Below are 17,833 nucleotides of genomic sequence, written 5' to 3' on the forward strand. Positions count from 1 at the left end.
GACGGCGGGCGTCAACTCCCCCACGATGTCACACATCACCCCGCGCGGCGTTCTAGCAGTTGGAGACTCCCCTCGACCGACCGATCGCCGAACACCAAGAGCCGGAGCCGATGATGATCCGCGCACTGCTGACGCTTTCTCTCCTCGCCGCACCGCCACCGACGGCACAACGGGGTGAAGAGGTCTCCCTCATCGATGCTGGCAAGGAGCACGGCGGCTGGACCTTCGACAACGGCAAGGAGTTCCCTGGGGCACGTGGCGGGCTGGAGCTCTCCAAGAAACAACACCGCGAGCAACCCGTCCTCGAACTCAAGGCGGACTTCCGCAAGGGCGGCGGCTACGTCCAAGCCGCGACCAAGCTCCCCGAACTGCCTCTCGACACCCTCTCCTTCTGGATCGAGACACCACCGGGCGTCACCGCGGTTCCCGTACGCCTCGGCGACGGCTCGGGGCAGTGCCACCAACTGAAGCTCAAGATCAACGATCGCGGCGGCTGGCAGCGAATCGTCCTCCCCGTCGACCGGTACTTTCGCCACCAGGGAACCGCCGACGCTCTCGACATCACCAGCCAGTACCAGAAGTGGGGCGGCGCCAACGACGGCAAGTGGCACCAACCGGGCAAGTACTTCGTCGTCCTCTGCACTCGCGGCATGGGGGACGCATCGACGATCCGGTTGAGCGATGTCCAACTCCGGCCCGCACGCCCCAAGACGAGCATCACCAAGACCATCCCCCTGGACGAGGAACTCGCGCACGGCCAACCAGGCTGGGCCTTCAACCCCGGCCACGAGTACCCCGGTGCCAAGGGCGGCCTCGAAGTCACCAAGGACCAGACCGTGTCAGGCCACCACGCCCTGCGACTCCACGGCGACTTCACCGGCGGCGGTGCCTATGTCGGCATTCGCAAGCGTTTCGAAAACCTCGACGTGAAGTCGATCGACGCGATCCGCATGAAATTGCGAAGCGATACGACCAAGCAGTTCGCCCTTCGCATGGTCGACGGCAGCGGTCAGACCCATCAACGAAAGGGCATCGCCTTCACGCCCGATGGCCAGTGGCACGATCTCATCATTCGTCCCGAAGAGGTCGCCGGCGGCGAACATTGGGGTGGCGCCAACGACGGCAAGTGGCACGGCAGCCCCCGCCTTGTCGAACTCATGCTCAACACGCGTTCGCATAAGGACAACAAGCCCGAACTACTCCTCGCCGACATTCGCGGCGACGTCGTCGTTGAGGCAACCACCACTGCCGCGTCCTTCACCGAGTCGTTCGACTCGGCCAAAGCTCTTCACGACGGCTGGCGGACGACGGGGGACGTGCTCCTCGCCGATGGAACGCTCACGCTCGCGCGGACGCTCGACCATCTCCAAGCGGAGACCGCCGCGACCAGCAAACCGTTCGCCGTCGCACCAGGCACGTGGCGGATCCGCTATCGGCAGAAGCCAACGCTCCACTCGCCCGACAACTCCTACCGCGGCCGCGTCCTGCTCGAACTCCTCGGCCCCAGCGGCAAAGTCATCGAAACGATGCCCATCGCCATCGGACACGGTCGCCACGACTGGACCACCATCGACCAGACCGTCACCATCCCACGCGGTATCGCCACGGCTCGGCTACGCATCGACCTTCAGAAGACCTATGGCACCTACCAAGTCGATGATCTCGCGGCCGCGCGACTCGGCGTGCAGCCCATCGAACAACGCATCGCCCGAGTCCTGATCTCAAGCCCCGCGATCGGCAACCTCTTCCTCCCGGAGGAGCCCGTCGTCTTCCAAGTCACGATCGAGGCGACAAAGCCACTCGCCCCTTCCGACCGGACGCTCTACTACTCCGTGCGCGACTACTGGAATGCCGAGCAACTGCCGCCGGGCGACGCGATGCTCGTCGAGCAGCCGCCCAACAAGGGAACCTATCGGTATCGAACCGAGATCACGCTGCCGAAGGACGAGCTAGCCGTCGGCAAGTTCTACCAACTCTTCGTCGAGATCCCTCAGTCGACCGCCGCGACCGCGAAAGAGTTTTCGGGCCTCGCCATCCTCCCCCCGGCGATCGCGAAGAACTACCCCGCCGAGAAAGTCCCCTTCACCATTCGCAACTGGGACAGCCGCGTCCCGGCCTACTTCCACCTCGCCGACCGGCTTGGCCTTCGCATGCTCGGCGTCTGGGGAGGCTGGTCATCCAAGCCGCCCTATAAGCCGCACTGCCCAGGCATTGACACCTGCCAGAAGCTCGGCGACAAGTGGATCACCGGCACGCCCGCCGCCCAGATCGAGCGTCACGGCTTCACGAAATACAGCGAGGAATCGCTACGCGAGGGGATGCGAAACTTCTTGGAAGCGTTCGCCGACAAGGGGCTCGCGAGGATCGCGATGGGCAACGAACCGCACGGGACCGGCCAAAAGGTCCTCGACAACGTCCGCGCGTACCGGGCGATCTACGAGACCGTCAAAGCCTTCGATCCCGAGATCCACGTCATCGGCACCTCGGTCGAGCCGAACGAGGAGTACTTCAAAGCGGGCTACCAGCACTTCCTCGACTCGTACGACTTCCACATCTACGAGCATTACACCAACGTCCGCAAGTCGATGCGGCGCTACCGCGAGCTGATGGAAGACTACGACGCGGTCAAGCCGATCAACTCGACCGAACTCGGCCTCAACAGTCAGGGGCAGGCCCGCCTCGACGTCGCCCGCGAGATGATCAAGAAGTTGACCGTCTTCTTCGCCGAGGGCGGCGACATGGTCGCCTGGTTCACGATCCAGTATCCCGACCCCAAGGGGAAGGCGCGGGGGCAATTCGGCGACGCCCACTGCATGTTCGACTGCAAGTACAACCTCTACAATCCCCGCCTCGACGCGATTACGCACTACCACCTCTTAAACGCGATCTGCGTGAAGAAGTTCGCCGAGGAGATGCACTATCCCAATAGGGCGCAGGCCTATCTCTTCCGCGACGACAAGGGGAAGGCGCTTCAGATCCTTTGGCTCGACCGCGATCGCAAGGAGGTCTCGATCCCGCTTCCCGCCGACCAGACCGTTCGGCTTCTCGCAATCGACGGCACCGAGCGGGAACTACACAGCGGCGACGGTGCCATCACCATGACACTCGGCGACGATCCCATCATGCTCCTCTACGACGACAAGGAGACTCCCCTCGCCAGCGAACTCGGCGCCCCCGCTCTCGCCCTCGACGAGCCCCCCGCTCCGATCGCGCCCGGCGGATCGACCACCATCAGCCTGGCCGGCGAGAACCTTCGTCCCGAGTCACTCCGCGTCAGTGCCCCGCCCCGTTGGAAGAGTGCCGTCACCTCCTCGGGCAACGGCCGCCTGACCATTCGACTCGACGCTCCCATGTCCGCCACCGCGCGCGAGGCCCGCGTTCATCTCCGTGCTCTCGTCAACGGTCAAGCCACCGCCGCCATCGAAGTCCCGATCAAGGTCACACGCGGCGCGCAGTAAGCCGGGCGGGATCCGTGGTCACCCCTTGCGAAACTACCCGATGAGGACACTAACGCTTGATTCGCTTCGATCGCACGGCCACGTTGACCCGCTTCTGAAACCGCTTCTCGCGCGATCGCCGCTCCGCGAGAGTCTCGCTGTTGTAGGTCTGTTCCCGTTCGAGCTTCATGTAGCGCTCAAGACGCCCCTCGTCGATGAGCCCCTCCTCGATCGCGCGGCGCACCGCGCATCCCGGCTCCGAGCGGTGCGAGCAATCGCTGAACTTGCACTCGCGCGCGAGATCGGCAATCTCGACAAAGACCTTCGCGACCCCTTCGGCCGCGTCGAAGAGCTGAATCTCGCGCATCCCCGGCGTGTCGATAAGCCACCCTCCCATCGCCAGCCGATTCATCGAGCGCGCACTGGTCGTGTGTCGCCCCTTGCTGTCGTCTTCCCGAATCCCCGAGGTCCGCTGAATCGAACGATCGAGCAGCGAGTTGACGATGGTCGACTTCCCCACGCCGGAGGAACCAACCAGAGCCACCGTCTCGCCGAAGCCGCACCAGCGGCCAAGCCGGTCGGCCTCACGCGCCTCGAGGGCGTTGAGCATGCACACCGGCAACTCGGCCCGAATTGCTTCGGCCGCCGTCCGAAACGCTTGCGGATCCTCCGCCTCGTCGACCTTGGTCACGACGAGCACGGGGGTCACGTTCGCCTCCGCGGCGAGGACGAGATAGCGCTCGATCCGGGCGACGTTGAAGTCATGATTGCAGGAGGTGACGATAAAGAGCGTGTCGACGTTGGCGGCGATGAGCTGCGCGTCGCGAGCGGTCCCCGGAGCCTTTCGCTGAAACAGACTCCGCCGCGTGAGGAAGCGTTGCAGGAGCCGTGTCTCTCGGTCGATGAGGACCCAATCGCCAACCGTCGTGGGATCGTCCCTCGTCCAAAGAGGCCGCGACAGCCGCTCCGTCCCGGCCGCGGTCACGACCTCGAGATGGGCACGATGCTCGGCGACCACGCGGGCCACGACCGACCGTCCCCACTCGTCGGACGTCAGTTGCGTAAAGAACTCCTCGCGCCACCCCAACTCCGCGAGTTGGCGTTCGGTGATGTCATCACTCACGATAGGTTCTCACCATCGACCCGGTCCACGAGAAGGGCCACACGGCACACCCCTTCCCCCAGACACATCGCAGCGTTCGGAGGTTCACCACGATTTCACAAGCGGTCGCCTACGAGAACCTTCCGCACCCTTCATCCGAACCCACCCCTCCCCGTGGGAGAGGGAAGTTGGCCCCGCCAACCGGGTGAGGGGGCGCTTGCTCGTTTCTCTCCTCTCTACGGCTACCCCCGGTTGCTCCGCTACCGGTGCGGCGCAGCCGCGAGAAGTCTCCAAGTGTAGGACCGCACACCTCGCCGCCCGGCAAGCGACGGAGACCGACCATCGTCGTGGGAAAAAGGTCACCAGCCAGGGCGGCATTCTCCGCTGGTCGATCCTTTCTCCCGAGACTTCCTACCGACTTCGTCGGCCCAGGTTGAAGCAACCTGGGCTAGCCGGAAAGGGCCGCTCCTGGCTACCCCCGGTTGCTCCGCTACCGGGGCGGCGCAGCCGCGAGAAGTCTCCAAGTGTAGGACCGCACACCTCACCGCCCGGCAAGCGACGGAGACTGACCATCGTCGTGGGGAAAAGGTCACCAGCCAGGGCGGCATCCTCCGCTGGTCGATCCCTTCTCCCGAGACTTCCTACCGACTTCGTCGGCCCAGGTTGAAGCAACCTGGGCTAGCCGGAAAGGGCCGCTCCTGGCTACCCCCGGTTGCTCCGCTACCGGGGCGGCGCAGCCGCAAGAAGTCTCCAAGCGTAGGACCGCACACCTCACCGCTCGGCAAGCGACGGAGACTGACCATCGTCGTGGGGAAAAGGTCACCAGCCAGGGCGGCATCCTCCGCTGGTCGATCCCTTCTCCCGAGACTTCCTACCGACTTCGTCGGCCCAGGTTGAATCAACCTGGGCTAGCCGGAAGAACCGCTCCTGGCTACCTCCGGTTGCTCCGCTACCGGGGCGGCGCAGCCGCAAGAAGTCTCCAAGCGTAGGACCGCACACCTCACCGCTCGGCAAGCGACGGAGACTGACCATCGTCGTGGGGAAAAGGTCACCAGCCAGGGCGGCATCCTCCGCTGGTCGATCCCTTCTCCCGAGACTTCCTATCGACTTCGTCGGCCCAGGTTGAATCAACCTGGGCTAGCCGGAAAGGGCCGCTCCTGGCTATCCCCGGTTGCTCCGCTACCGGGGCGGCGCAGCCGCGAGAAGTCTCCAAGTGTAGGACCGCACACCTCACCGCCCGGCAAGCGACGGAGACCGACCATCGTCGTGGGAAAAAGGTCACCAGCCAGGGCGGCATTCTCCGCTGGTCGATCCCTTTTCCCGAGACTTCCTACCGACTTCGTCGGCCCAGGTTGAATCAACCTGGGCTAGCCGGAAAGGGCCGCTCCTGGCTACCCCCGGTTGCTCCGCTACCGGTGCGGCGCAGCCGTGAGAAGCCTCCAAGAGTAGGACCGCACACCTCACCGCCCGGCAAGCGACGGAGACCGACCATCGTCGTGGGAAAAAGGTCACCAGCCAGGGCGGCATCCTCCGCTGGTCGATCCTTTCTCCCGAGACTTCCTACCGACTTCGTCGGCCCAGGTTGAATCAACCTGGGCTAGCCGGAAAGGGCCGCTCCTGGCTACCCCCGGTTGCTCCGCTACCGGTGCGGCGCAGCCGCGAGAAGTCTCTGATGACGCCAACAGTTACCAGAACCAGAGTCAGAATCGCCGAGTTCCTGACGAGCGTGGCTTGCCGTAAGCGGCTATGGACGAGAGAGAGGGCTGTTACGGTATCCGAGAAGGACTCGGCATTCACTCTTCGAGTTCGATGGAGTCTCGTCTCATCAACGCATCGATCAGCTTGTACACACGAGTTCCCGGGCACTTTGGGTTGTACCTTCACCGTCATCTCGCTCTTCCGCCCGTTCCTTCGTAGCTGTTAAGCACGGGTTGGCGCGTTTTGGGGAAACGTGGCAGCCCTTGGGCATGATGGACGACCGCGAGGAACTGCGCCGACGAATCGAAACGCTGGAAAAGCTCGTTGCCGAGTGGATGGCTCGCAACCGTGAGCTGACCGAACGCCATCGTTCACGAAGTCGAACTCGACTCCTGCCCCCTTTGCGGCGGCGAACTTGAAGCGATCGGCACGTGCGACGAAGAATCCGTGACCGACATCCCCGAATCGAAACCCGAGACTCATTGCTACCGGCGTCATCACTACCGCTGCCATACATGCCGTCGTCAGGTCCACGGCCGTCCCGACCTTGACGTCCCCGGTTCCACCGTCGGTCCGCGGGTTCGGCTCTTGAGCGTCTACAGCCGGGAGATGCTCGGGATCTCGCTGGACAAGACCACCACGCTGCTGGAGGATCTCTTCGGCATCCGGCTGAGTCGTGCCGCCGCCCTGGGCCACCTGCGTTGGTGGCGTTCCTCGAGCGACCCCGATTGCCAACGAATCTACGATCGGCCGCGCCGTCACCAAGAGTAGCTACTGACCTTCCTCGACGTTCCCGCCGAGAACAACTTGGCCGAACGCGACATCCGCAGCGTCGCCGCCGCGCGCTCCGACGGTGGCGTCAACCGCGCCGCGTGGAGCGCCGACGCCTTCGCCAAATCAATCGTTCGCACCTGCCAGAAGAATGGCCTGCACTTCTTCCGCTACGCCCTCGACGCTGTTACGTCCCGCATGCCACACCAACCGCTCCCGCTTCCGATCAGCGGAGCGGGTTGACAGTTGCGCAAGTTCCTCCAAAGAGTACGCTTGGTTGGAGACTAGTAGCCCGGCGAGGTTCTCTCGGTGACCGAAACCGTCTTCGACCCGCACTACCAGCGCCAACAGGTCGTGACCCAACTGGCGGCCCTCGCGGGGTTCGAGCCAAAGGAGTATTTCGGCAATTGGCTCACGTACAACCTCAATCTTCAGAAGCCGGCCGTCTCGTAGCCGACTGCGAATAGACCAACGGGCCCCTTTCCGGCCCATCGTCTTCCGGGACTCTCCTCACCGTCACTGGGTGAGGTCGAAGTTGAACCGATTCTCGCTCTCGTCGGACACGGTGGCGGCGAGCGGTGACTTCTTCGTGGCATAGACTTCGGGAATGAGCGACTTGTCCTCCTTGTCGGGTTGGGGGACGCCGTAGCGAGGATCGTCGATGGGGATCTCCTCGCTCTCTTGAATGTCAAGCTTCGTGACCATGACGACATAGTCGCCCTTGGCCGCTCCGTCCTCCTTGCCGTATGTCTTGAGTTTGAAGTGGCCCTCGGCGTCGGTCTTGCCCAGCGCGGTCGGCTGTCCTTGCTTCGGAGAGAAGGTGACGACCGCGCCATCGAGTGGCGCCCCTCTGTAATTCACCTGCCCCTCGACCGGAAAGACCGGGACGCGATTGGGGTCTTGCCCGCCTCCACAACCGTTGAGCAGACAGACCAGGACGCCCATCACGCCCGCGAACAGAAGGTGCTTCACGAAATCGTTCCTATCCGATGGATTCCACAATCCACGCCGCGCCTCGAGTCGATCAGGGAGTTTCGACCAACTCGCCCCCGTTGATCGAGCCGATCGCTCCCCAAACTCCGTAGGGGCTCGCGCCGGCGGTGACCGCTCCCACCGTATTGTCGCCGGTGTCGATGGCATCGCCGATGAAACGAACCGAGCCGTCACCCATCAGGCAGTTGACGCCGCCGGGATGAAGACTCGAGGGATCGAAGACCCCATCACCTTGGTCGCCGCCGCCGTTGTGGGCACAGGGCGTGTTGGGGCCCATGATCGTCGTGAATCCCGTGAAGGTGATGGTGCCGTCCATCCAACGCAAGCCGGTGGTTCGCAGCACCGTCCCGGTGTAAGCGTTGCCCGACACCTCCGCCAACAGGAGCGAGGGGTTGGTGCGAAAGCCGCTCCCGAAGTCCGAGGCACAGCCGCCGTCGCTGACGAGGTTCGAGCCGGCCTTGGCCTTGATGCGCTCGGACATCGCGATGGTCTTGGTCAAGCCGTCGGTGACGTCGCGAACGCGTTGGCAACGACCGTGGGTGGTGTCGGTGATGCTGTCGCCCATCTGCGGAAACATCCCCCGCATGCCGCGGGCGCTGTTGCCGGCCCAGTGGTTGTTGTCCTGGAGCGAGTCGCCACGAGAGAACATGTAGTTGGTTTCGCCGAACGCCGCCGAACGAGAGAGCGGATCGGACGGGCAGACGAGTCCCTCGACCTGGACCGTGGCCCCGATCGTCCCCGTTCCCCAGGGATCTCCCGTGAATCCACCTTCGGCGATGCGGTCGTAGAGTTGGGCTTGGTCGCTGTAGGGCAAGAGATGGACATGAGCGCTGTAGCGTCGTGGCCTATTGTTCGTCGCGTCCGAATGCGCGCCGCCGGGTGGAAAGCAGAGATGGCTCTCGTGATAGTTGTGTAGCGCGATGCCAAACTGTTTGAAGTTGTTGCTGCACTGCGAACGACGAGCCGCTTCGCGTGCCTGTTGGACGGCGGGAAGTAAGAGACCCACCAAGACGCCGATGATGGCGATCACGACAAGTAGCTCGACAAGAGTGAATCCACGAACGCGCGCGCGAATCATACGGACACCTCCCCCAAGGTGATCAGCAACGGATGTGCTGGGCAACGGATGTGTTGTCTAATAACTAGTCCCCGGTCGAAGGCTAAACGATTTCGCTACCCGTCGCCACCGTTTTTTTAGAGGACTAAGAATGTCGGCGTTTGCTGGTTCCGACGGCCTGTCGAGAAGAGGGCGAACGGTTCTTCACACTTTCAACAATGCCCTCGGTCGATCTCTCTAGCACTCGTTGTTGGAGGTTTCAATCGCACGGGAATCGAACGTGACGGGTTGGCTCAAGATCGGGCGGCGGGTCACTCCGGGCGAAGTTGCTGCTGCCTCTTCGCGAGTTGGGTTCGGATCTGATGCTGGGCCTTGGTCTCTTGGTCTCGCCCGATCGGTCGCTGCTCGAAGGGGTCTTGGCGCATGTCGTAGAGCCGCCCGTCGTTGTAGAGCTTCCAGTCGGTCGTCCTCACCCAATGAAGACCCAAGCTCGTCCGTTCCGGCTCCACCCCGCCCGGTTTGGGAAGGACGGCCTCCTCGCCGTAGGCGAAACGTCGGACGCCATCGGACTCCCCAAGTAGAACCGGCGCGAAGCTAACCCCATCAAGCGAGCGATCGCTCGAGACAGGAACCCCGGCGAGTTCGAGCAGCGTCGGCATGAAGTCGGTAAAGTCGACGAGTGCTTGCGACTGGACTCCCTCGGGAACGGTCCCCGGCCAGTTCGCGATCAGCGGCACCCGGGTCCCCCCGTCGGTCAGCTTCCCCTTCCCCCCTTGCAGCACTTGCCCGTGCCAGCGCGAATAGACCGGCTCCTTGATCAGTTCCTTCCCCTCGGCACGCACGATCAGCGTTTGCGGCGTGCCGTTGTCGCCGACGAAGAGAACGAGCGTCTTCTCCCTTAGCTTCAGGGCCTCGAGCGCCGCGACGAGTCGTCCGACGTTGCGATCCATCTCCGCGACCATCTCGGCATAGCTGTCGTAGCGTCCGAAGGGACTGTGCGGCACGGGCTCTTCCAAGTCGTCGGTCACTTCATGACAGAGCGCCATCGGGTAGTAGGCGAGGAAGGGCTGGTCGCGGTGGGCCTTCATGAACTCGATCAGGCTGCGAACGTAGAGGTCGGGGCCATAGTGACCGAGTGTATCGGGACGCACGCCCTCCTTCCGGTAGATCATCGGTTCGTAGAAACGCGGCCCCTCGTGCCAACCGAAGAGGTCCCATTGCTGAAAGCCGAGCCGAGCGGGATGGTCCGGGTGGTCGCCGAGGAGAGTGAGCTGCCACTTGCCCGCCACCGCGGTGGCGTAGCCGGCGCCCGCGAGGAGGTTCGCGAACGTCTTCCCCTCGCCCTCTTTCGGGTAGTCGCCCCAGGTCACTTGTCCATGACGAAAGGGATACTTGCCGCTCATCAGCGCAAGCCGCGAGGGATGACAGACCGGCATGCTGTAACAGTGATCGAACTGCATCCCGGTCTGAGCGAGTCGGTCGATATGCGGCGTCGGGTAGGACTGGCCGCCGTAGCAGCCCAGGACCTCCTGGCCGACATCATCGGCGAGGATGAAGAGGAAATTGGGCTTGCTTGCTGCTTGTGGTGCCGGCTCCGCCATCGGCATGGTGCTGGCGACGACCAGTGCGATCGAAGCGAATGTCATCATCGTTTCTTCCCAACCCCCCGAGTCCCAGAGAATCACTGACCCCGAACCTACTCGACCGGCCGACGAAAATCTAGCAGTCCGTTGATCTATTCGCTGCCGGCGACGAACGGCCTTTCTGGCCGATCTCGGCGTGGTACAAATTCGACGAATCGACGGATGCGCCTACGGTTGTTCTCGCCTTGGCCCGCTCAAATCGACGGACGGCTAGTGTCCTGATTGGTTAGTTCATTGACTAAAGGACTCTTGGGTGCCGTGCCCACGCTCGCCGTGGGCATGCGGGAAACGCCGGTGATTGGGGCAATCTCCCGCACGATCACAGGGCCGAGATTTCATGAACGTACTTGCGCATCAGGACACGAGTGCCCCGTCAAGACCTGATGTTCGGGTGCCGCTGGCTGCTTGTCAGCCAGCGAGAACGAGCTACGTCACCGGCGCCCTGACGTTGGACGGATGACCGTGCATTAGCTTCCGCGATAGGTCGAGTATCCGAAGGGACTGAGAAGGAGGGGGACGTGAAAGTGTTCCGATTCGTCTCGGACGGCGAAGATGATGGTGACCTCCGGGTAGAAGGTCTCTTGGCCGAGCTTGCGGTAGTACGCCGACGTGTCGAAGGTCAGGCGGTAGACACCCTTCGGGAAGGTGTGGCCCTTGGGCAGGAGACGCTTGACGCGGCCGTCGGCGTCGGTGGTCTGCTCGCCGAGTCGTCGCCACTTGCCCGAAGAGTCACGCACCTGGAGCACGACGGGGACGCCGGACGCGGGGCGGCCTCGGCCGGTGTCGAGGATGTGGGTCGAGATGCCACCGATCTTGGAAGAGGGCGGCTCGGCTCCCAGGGCGATGGTGATTCCCGCGATCCCGAGTAGGAGCATGGCCGCCAAGGCGAGTGTTCGCATCATGGTTCGTTCTCTTGAGTAGGAAGCTGCGACAGCCAAGCCGTTCTATGGGAAGATCCTCGCCCGGGTCGAACCGAGGTGGTTACCGATTCCTCCTCTTGGGGGCGGACATCACGTTTCGCCGGCTCCTTTGGTCGTTGGCACGGGCAACGGGAATCTGGTGGAAGACGCCGGAGACGACGCCGAAGGGTGTATCGTTGGGGAAGATCATGGGGGAGATGGGGAGGGCTCGAAGAGGAGTCGTTGGCGAACCAACGAGGCGGCATGCGTCTCCGACGGACAGGACGAGTCAACTTCAAGGAGCGAGCCGAAGTGAGGGGCGGGTCGATCGTCGGGGGTAACTCCGCGCCACGAATGGCGAGTACCATGTCCCCGTTGTTGTGTTATACCCTCATCGTCGGCTCGCTGACTCCTTCGTGCGATGTGGTCATTCTGTCACTGATCAATAGTACGCCGCGATGGTGAAGACCGTTGGCGGCAAGAGTCGTTTTTCGTAACGACGGATCGGCGAATCGTCGGTGCCGCCTCAGTGGCAGTGAAGCCACGTCCACGGGAGACAGGTGTTCGGCCACGTTGGTACTCGCCGCGTTGGTGTCGGACGGTCTGGTTCCTCTGGGGCCGCTCGATCGCACGACGGTCACTCGGCCCGCCGAAACTCCGCGAGAAATTCGCCCAAGTCGACGGCGTCGCGGTGGCCGCCTTCCTCTTCGTAGATGACCTTGCGCCCATGGTCGGTCGTCTCCGCGCATCCCACAATCGACACGAAGCGGGCCGGGACGCTGAAGCCGAATCCATCGGGACGCAGCGGTTTCACGAAGACAACCCGTTCCCACTTCTCGCCCGGGGCAGGCAGATCGTTTTCCTCGTCGCTCATCGGAGTCGTTCCTTTTCCATCCCTTCCGGTCTCGCGGTTGTCCTTCTCCCAAACATCAGCGTAGCATGACCGAGCAGCCGAGCCCATTGGCGACCATACGCGAAGAACGTTGACGATAGTTTCGACACTTGATGACGATGGCTGGTGGTGAGGTTTGGGGTTAGGGGATGATCAGGACGGGTGTCGTTGGGTCAGCGTGAGCCACGGAAGGCAAAACTAAGGGCATAACCAAAGAGTGCGCTCACTGCGTATCCCCAAGTGTACTGCCACCAGTAGGATAGCTCTCCGACAAGGATCGATACGGGCGACTTGTGGGCGTTGTCGTTGTCGAGAACGAGGCCTGTTCCCTCAATCACGAGCTTGTCGCCGAGGGGCTGGTGTGGTGGTATGAGAAGTACGCCCCGGCGGACCAGGCTCTCGCACGGCTCCAGGAGAGCGCCAAGGCCGCGAGACGGGGACTGTGGGCCGACGGAAGGCCTATTCCGCCATGGGAGCAACGGAGAGGACGATGAGTGACAGCCTGAAATGGCGCAGTGTCCAGGATGCCCGGCCACGACTGCCACTAGACGCCAACTAACTCACACCGCCTCGTAGCTCCCGCAGGTCTCGCACTCGGTTCGCATCTGGACGTGTTTCTTCAGCAAGTCACATTCTCGCGTCCAACAACGGTGGCAGCCCTTGCTGTTGCGGTCGACGACCTTGCCGAGATGAACGCACTGAGCGGTCCGTTTCGCCTTGCTCTCGACGGGCGCGGCGAGTTCGGAGCGTTCGGCCGGCTGGGGCGCTTCGTTCAGCCCCTTGCGAATGGCGTCGATCGTCGGAAGCTTCTCGTTGCGGTACTGGCCATGGGAAAGCCGGGGGCTCGAGGGTCGCATCACGCTGCGGTAGTGGAAGATGAACGAGCCGAGCGCGATGCCGAGCGTCTTGCCCGCCTTGATGGCCCGCTTGCGAAGATCGTCCTCGTTCCCCGCGAGCGGGATCTTCGGGTTGTAGACGTTGCCCCCGCCGAGCGCCATCTCCCAGAAGGTGGAGGTCTTCCCGGCCCACAGGAAGCCGTTGAGCCGATCGGTGTTGCGGATCGACTCCTTGAACTTGCGCCGCAAGCCTTCCGCTTGTTCGGCGAGCACGTCCTCGCGATCGTCCATCGTGTAGCCCTCGAGCGACTTGGCGATCTGCTGGGCTTTGCAGTGCCCCGGTGCGTTGGTCATCGGACCGACGAATGCCTTTTGCTCGAGAGCTTCCGCGACGGGCTTCCACCATCCCGGCGTGAAGACGACGTCCGCGTTGGCGGGAACGGCGTACTCGAGCCCCAGGGAGCGACAGAGCCGCAGCCCCGCGTTCCATGATCGCGACAGCCCTCCTCCTTCGCGGTATCGCTGGACCACGATGGGACGCTCGGCCGCGAGGGACCGCAAAACGTCCGGCATGTCTTCGGGCCATTCCTCCGACGCGTCGTCGACCACGATCGCCGTTGCGCCCGGCGTGAACTCCAAGGCGGAACTGATCGCCCGCAGCGCGTAGGGCCACGTTTCCTTCGTGCACTTGGTCGGGATGATGACGCCGATACTCACGCGGCTCTCCATTTCTCGCGCAACAGTTGCTTGTTCTGGCGGTGGTAGCGGTGACGTTCCCTTCCGCTCGCCCCACAATGATGGATCACGGCCGACGCGGGCTCGTAGACCGTTCGGTGGCCCGCTTGGTGAAGCTTCAGGTTGAGGTCGACATCCTCGAGGCCGTTGCGGAACCGCTCGTCGAATCCGGCCACGTCCCAAAAGACCGAGCGACGGACCAGCAGGCACGCTCCGGTGATCGCGGAGTCGCGACGGGTGTTCGCGGCGGGATGATCGCCCGGTTCGCCCCGAAACATCTCCGCCGCGGTGGTGACGCTCCCCTTTGCATTGCGGTAGATGCGAACGCCTCCCGATTGAATCTTGCCGTTGGGGTAAAGGAGCTTCGGGCCGACGGCGGCCACGTCGGGCTCGGCGTCGAGGGTCGCTTCGAGAGGATGGAGCCAGCCGAGCTTCGCTTCGGTGTCGTTATTGAGGAAGCAGATGTAGGGGGTCTCCGCCATGGACGCCCCGATATTGCAGGCGACGGCGAACCCTCGATTACTGTCGAGTCGTCTCGACCTGACCAGGGGATGCCGCCGAAGAACCTCGGGCGTGTGGTCCGTGGAGCCGTTGTCGATGACCAAGACGCTCGCGCAGAAGTGGGGCGTCCTTTGCTCGAGAAGCTCGAGACACCTGCCCAGCAGATCGGCTTGGTTCCAGTGCGGAATAATGATGGTCGTCTTCACGCGTTCGCCTTCCGTTCCAGCAGCGTTTCGAAGAGCATCCCGAGCCGTTCCGACGTCCGTTCCCACGCATCGAAGGGGAAGACCAGGTTGCGAACGATTCGCTTCAGCTCGGGGAGCCCTTCGTAGCGGATGACTGGATAGTCCCACGCGAAGCCGACGTCGGGGGCGATGACCGGCGTCCCCATCGCCAGGGCTTCGACCAGCGGCATCGGCCCACCTTCGCGTTCGGCCGTGATCACGAGGTAGTCGAGCGATCGGTAGAACTCGGGAAGGTCGTGATCGGGCGTGCCGCCGTTCGCCCAATCGCACGTGACGCCGGGGATATCAGCTATTGTGTTGATCCACTCGAACCGCTTGCGTGGGGAACTCTTGTACTCTCTTCCCACGAATCCGAGCTTGAGTGAACGCCCGAGGAATCGCCCGAAGGGGGGCAACAGGCAAATCGACGTCTTGTCTGCCGGAAGCTCGTCGGCCGACTTCCGACACATGGCGACGCAGTGATGGGACATCGCCGCGCACGTATCCCAGGTCTCCGCCGCCGGGCCGGGGTGTTTGTGGGTGAAGAGCCCGACGTCGAGGGATCCGCTTGGCCGCTTGAGCAGCGCGTAGTTGATGTAGAAATTGATGTCGGCTTTCGGGTCGGGCGTCCGCGCCCGCGTTCCGCCCGGGAACTCGAAGGAACTGGCGATCTTGTCGAGTACCCAGCCGTCGCGCGGAGCGACGAGGTGAACGCGCATCACTTCCCCTTCGCGTGCGGGTGGAGCTTCAGGTAGTTCCACGGGGTTCCTTGGAACTCGTGCAGCTTGATGCCGGAGTGGCGAACGACGTAGGGGAAGCTAACCTGGTCGCGACGCGTGCCGCCGATGATCTCCCGCCACCAGCGTTCACAGAAGTCTTTCGTTATGTCGCCGTGCCGGAAGACCATGTGGCCGCAGCCCCAGAGCCCGTAGCCCTCGGGAAAGCCTTCCTCGCGGTAGCGGCGGATGTGATGACAGATGCGGTCGCGGCTGTCCTTTCGAGCTTGGACGCAGACCGCGGCTTCCGCGTAGAGGCAGTGTCGCTTCGGATGCCGCCAAACCCCGATGCCACCACTCATGAAGCGTGCCAGCGGGTAGAGGTCGGACATGATCTCTTGGTTGCCGTCGACCCAGATGGTGACATCGGCCTCGACGAACCGATGGGGCAGAACCTTGAAGATTTTGGCGGCCAGACAGGGGTCGCTCGCGTGGGGCGGTGTCACGCGGACATCCCACGACTTGCTCAGGTGGCTCTTGTCGCTGAAGCAGATGTAATCCCAGCCCGGCGTTCGGAAACGGGGCTCCCGCAGGATGTCGCGATCTCCATAGATGGCGGTCAGAACGGCGACGCGCATGCTTTCTCCAACACGACGATCGAGGGATAGCAGTGGATGGCCGCGATATCGTCGGGCAATCGGGCCTTGAGAAGCCGGCGGACCTCGTTGCCCATTTGGCGGGCGGTCTCGGCGGCGGGTGGATGTTGCAGGTCTTCGATGACGTAGAAGCGTTTCGCGTGCGGCCAGAGGCCTCTCATCGACGCGAGCTGATGAGCGGCCACGTGCGAGCCGTCGTCAATGACGATGTCGAAGGGGCCGTGCTTGCGGACGATCTCGGAAAGGAACGCTTCGTCGGACTGGTCTCCGGTTTCGATGCTGACGCGTCCCCACTCCAGCGATCGGCACTTCTCATTCTTGTCGACACCAACGATCTTGGCGTTCGGAAGAATCTCCCGCCACAGCTTGAGGGACGCGCCGCCAAGGACGCCGATCTCGAGCAGGGTGATCGGCTGAAATTGGATCTGCTCCACAAACCTGTAGGCGTGTTCGTAGTGGTGGCTCGGGCCGCCGAACTTGTCGGTCCCGAACCGCTTGCCGAGCATGACGAGCCATTCTTCGAAGCTCATGCCATATTCCCCACGAACTGCTTCGAAACCCGTCGGCCACCAAGCCCCGCGCCACGAGACCACATCGTCGTCGTTTCCCCGATGTGCTCGACCAGGGACGGATACGGGTACCAGATGGGAGTCTTCGCCGCTTGGGCCCACTTGCCGATCGTGACGTCGACCTTCCGGCGGCTCGACTCTCCGCCCTTGATGCGCCACTGCATCGCCACGTCGCTGGCAAGGAACGACATCAAACGTTCCCGCGACCAGACGAAGCAAAGGGCACACCAGACCCACTTGCGTTCTCCGAACGAATGCCAGCCCGGCTCTCCTTTGGCGTGAGAGGGCCCCGAGTACCCCGAAGAGCAAAAGAGGCTGAGGGCTCCGCACTGCCGGTCCGGCCAGAGGACGTGATCCTCGAGGTACTGGCGGATGTTGCCCGCGCGGGAGCCGAAGAGGGCATCATCCTGGACCAACATGAAGAGTTGGGCCTGCGGGTGGCGGTGAAGGAGCTCTTGGAGGGCGAGGTAGGTGTTCGACCATCCCCAGGTTTTCGCGACGCGTCGGATCGTGCGGGCTTCGTGCTTCGCGGGAACCTCCGACCAGTCAGGCAAGCTCTTGAGGTCCGCCGGGGTGAAGGATCGCTCCTCGCCCGTGCGGTCGATGCGGTCCGAGAAGATGTAGGGATCGGACCAGCCCGCTCGCTCCAGGGACTCGAGGCATCTCGCAAGCGTCGGCGTTCGTCGTGGCGTCGTCGTGACCGCGATCGCCCATTCCCAGGACTTGTGCCGCCGATGGAGCATTGCCGGCGGGGGAACGAGACGCGTCAGCCGAGAGCTACCGGGGGCCGATTCAACGGGCTCGGCAAGGATGGGCTTCGGCGTCAATCCGTCGATCGAGACGAAGTCCTCGCAGTGCCCGCACTCGTGCTTCGTGGTTTCGCATCGCTCGGGGTGATGGCAGGCATGGACCGCGACTTCGGCCCCGTCTTGCCATCGCGTGGCGATCTCTTCGCCGTGATGCCGGCACTTGCCCGCCTGCCGCTCCCAGAGGCCGAAGTAGTCGGCTCGCTTGCAGAGGTTCCGAAGGTGCTCGGACTTGACGAAGCCGTGCCGTTCGCAGAGATGCGGGCCTGATTGTTCGGGGCATTCGCAGGGCACCGAG

Annotated in this window: 16 protein-coding genes and 1 pseudogene; 5 read left to right on the forward strand and 12 right to left on the reverse strand. The window is 63.4% G+C overall.

The window, feature by feature from the left end; genetic code table 11:
• The first annotated feature begins 110 nt into the window (after window positions 1-110).
• A complete protein-coding gene (locus tag Pan216_RS03950; protein ID WP_145255106.1) occupies window positions 111-3,458 on the forward strand; it encodes a hypothetical protein in 3,348 nt (1,115 codons plus the stop codon).
• Window positions 3,459-3,507: 49 nt separating this feature from the next.
• Here Pan216_RS03950 and rsgA read toward each other — a convergent pair whose 3' ends face one another.
• Window positions 3,508-4,560 (reverse strand): ribosome small subunit-dependent GTPase A, encoded by a 1,053-nt coding sequence (gene rsgA, locus Pan216_RS03955; RefSeq protein WP_419193234.1) that lies wholly within the window; start codon window positions 4,558-4,560, stop codon window positions 3,508-3,510.
• 2,124 nt (window positions 4,561-6,684) lie between these two features.
• Between rsgA and Pan216_RS03960 the strand changes: the two genes are divergently transcribed.
• From Pan216_RS03960 to Pan216_RS28035, 3 genes are all read left to right on the forward strand, one after another.
• Window positions 6,685-7,008, forward strand: a complete 324-nt coding sequence (locus Pan216_RS03960) for a hypothetical protein (protein ID WP_145255109.1) — start codon at window positions 6,685-6,687, stop codon at window positions 7,006-7,008.
• 36 nt (window positions 7,009-7,044) lie between these two features.
• Window positions 7,045-7,251, forward strand: coding sequence for a hypothetical protein (locus Pan216_RS03965; RefSeq protein WP_145255113.1), 207 nt, complete (start codon window positions 7,045-7,047; stop codon window positions 7,249-7,251).
• A gap of 66 nt (window positions 7,252-7,317) precedes the next feature.
• The gene (locus tag Pan216_RS28035) at window positions 7,318-7,461 is read left to right on the forward strand and encodes a hypothetical protein (protein WP_419193235.1); all 144 of its coding nucleotides are present in this window, start codon (window positions 7,318-7,320) and stop codon (window positions 7,459-7,461) included.
• A gap of 63 nt (window positions 7,462-7,524) precedes the next feature.
• Here Pan216_RS28035 and Pan216_RS03970 read toward each other — a convergent pair whose 3' ends face one another.
• The 5 genes from Pan216_RS03970 to Pan216_RS03990 all read right to left on the reverse strand — a co-directional run bounded on the left by Pan216_RS03970 (window position 7,525) and on the right by Pan216_RS03990 (window position 12,474).
• Window positions 7,525-7,980, reverse strand: a complete 456-nt coding sequence (locus Pan216_RS03970; RefSeq protein WP_145255115.1) for a carboxypeptidase regulatory-like domain-containing protein — start codon at window positions 7,978-7,980, stop codon at window positions 7,525-7,527.
• A gap of 52 nt (window positions 7,981-8,032) precedes the next feature.
• Window positions 8,033-9,079 carry a DUF1559 domain-containing protein gene (locus tag Pan216_RS03975; protein WP_145255118.1) on the reverse strand — a complete coding sequence of 349 codons (1,047 nt, stop codon included), beginning with the start codon at window positions 9,077-9,079 and terminating at the stop codon, window positions 8,033-8,035.
• Window positions 9,080-9,369: 290 nt separating this feature from the next.
• The gene (locus Pan216_RS03980) at window positions 9,370-10,707 is read right to left on the reverse strand and encodes a sulfatase family protein (RefSeq protein ID WP_145255120.1); all 1,338 of its coding nucleotides are present in this window, start codon (window positions 10,705-10,707) and stop codon (window positions 9,370-9,372) included.
• 461 nt (window positions 10,708-11,168) lie between these two features.
• Window positions 11,169-11,513, reverse strand: coding sequence for a hydroxyisourate hydrolase (uraH, locus tag Pan216_RS03985; protein WP_145263610.1), 345 nt, complete (start codon window positions 11,511-11,513; stop codon window positions 11,169-11,171).
• Window positions 11,514-12,237: 724 nt separating this feature from the next.
• On the reverse strand, window positions 12,238-12,474 hold the full coding sequence (locus Pan216_RS03990; protein ID WP_145255123.1) for a hypothetical protein: 237 nt from the start codon (window positions 12,472-12,474) through the stop codon (window positions 12,238-12,240).
• Window positions 12,475-12,773: 299 nt separating this feature from the next.
• On the opposite strand from Pan216_RS03990, the pseudogene Pan216_RS03995 reads away from it, so the two are divergent.
• A pseudogene (locus Pan216_RS03995) lies at window positions 12,774-12,986 on the forward strand (thermonuclease family protein); the annotation flags it as partial.
• 66 nt (window positions 12,987-13,052) lie between these two features.
• On the opposite strand, the gene Pan216_RS04000 reads toward Pan216_RS03995, so the two are convergent.
• From Pan216_RS04000 to Pan216_RS04025, 6 genes are read right to left on the reverse strand one after another with little or no spacing between them, the layout of a single operon-like run.
• Window positions 13,053-14,045, reverse strand: a complete 993-nt coding sequence (locus Pan216_RS04000; RefSeq protein WP_419193236.1) for a glycosyltransferase family 2 protein — start codon at window positions 14,043-14,045, stop codon at window positions 13,053-13,055.
• Window positions 14,042-14,770, reverse strand: coding sequence for a glycosyltransferase family 2 protein (locus tag Pan216_RS04005; RefSeq protein ID WP_419193237.1), 729 nt, complete (start codon window positions 14,768-14,770; stop codon window positions 14,042-14,044). Before Pan216_RS04005 ends, Pan216_RS04000 begins: the two co-directional genes overlap by 4 nt.
• On the reverse strand, window positions 14,767-15,549 hold the full coding sequence (locus tag Pan216_RS04010) for a glycosyltransferase (RefSeq protein WP_145255135.1): 783 nt from the start codon (window positions 15,547-15,549) through the stop codon (window positions 14,767-14,769). The genes Pan216_RS04005 and Pan216_RS04010 overlap by 4 nt, the downstream gene beginning before the upstream one ends.
• Entirely contained in the window at window positions 15,507-16,142 is a 636-nt protein-coding gene (locus Pan216_RS04015) for a glycosyltransferase domain-containing protein (RefSeq protein WP_145255137.1), read from the reverse strand. Before Pan216_RS04015 ends, Pan216_RS04010 begins: the two co-directional genes overlap by 43 nt.
• Window positions 16,124-16,690 (reverse strand): class I SAM-dependent methyltransferase, encoded by a 567-nt coding sequence (locus tag Pan216_RS04020; RefSeq protein WP_145255141.1) that lies wholly within the window; start codon window positions 16,688-16,690, stop codon window positions 16,124-16,126. The genes Pan216_RS04015 and Pan216_RS04020 overlap by 19 nt, the downstream gene beginning before the upstream one ends.
• Entirely contained in the window at window positions 16,687-17,829 is a 1,143-nt protein-coding gene (locus tag Pan216_RS04025; protein ID WP_145255144.1) for a hypothetical protein, read from the reverse strand. The genes Pan216_RS04020 and Pan216_RS04025 overlap by 4 nt, the downstream gene beginning before the upstream one ends.
• Window positions 17,830-17,833 lie beyond the last annotated feature (4 nt).

The organism is Kolteria novifilia, assembly GCA_007748055.1.
GTDB lineage: Bacteria > Planctomycetota > Planctomycetia > Kolteriales > Kolteriaceae > Kolteria > Kolteria novifilia.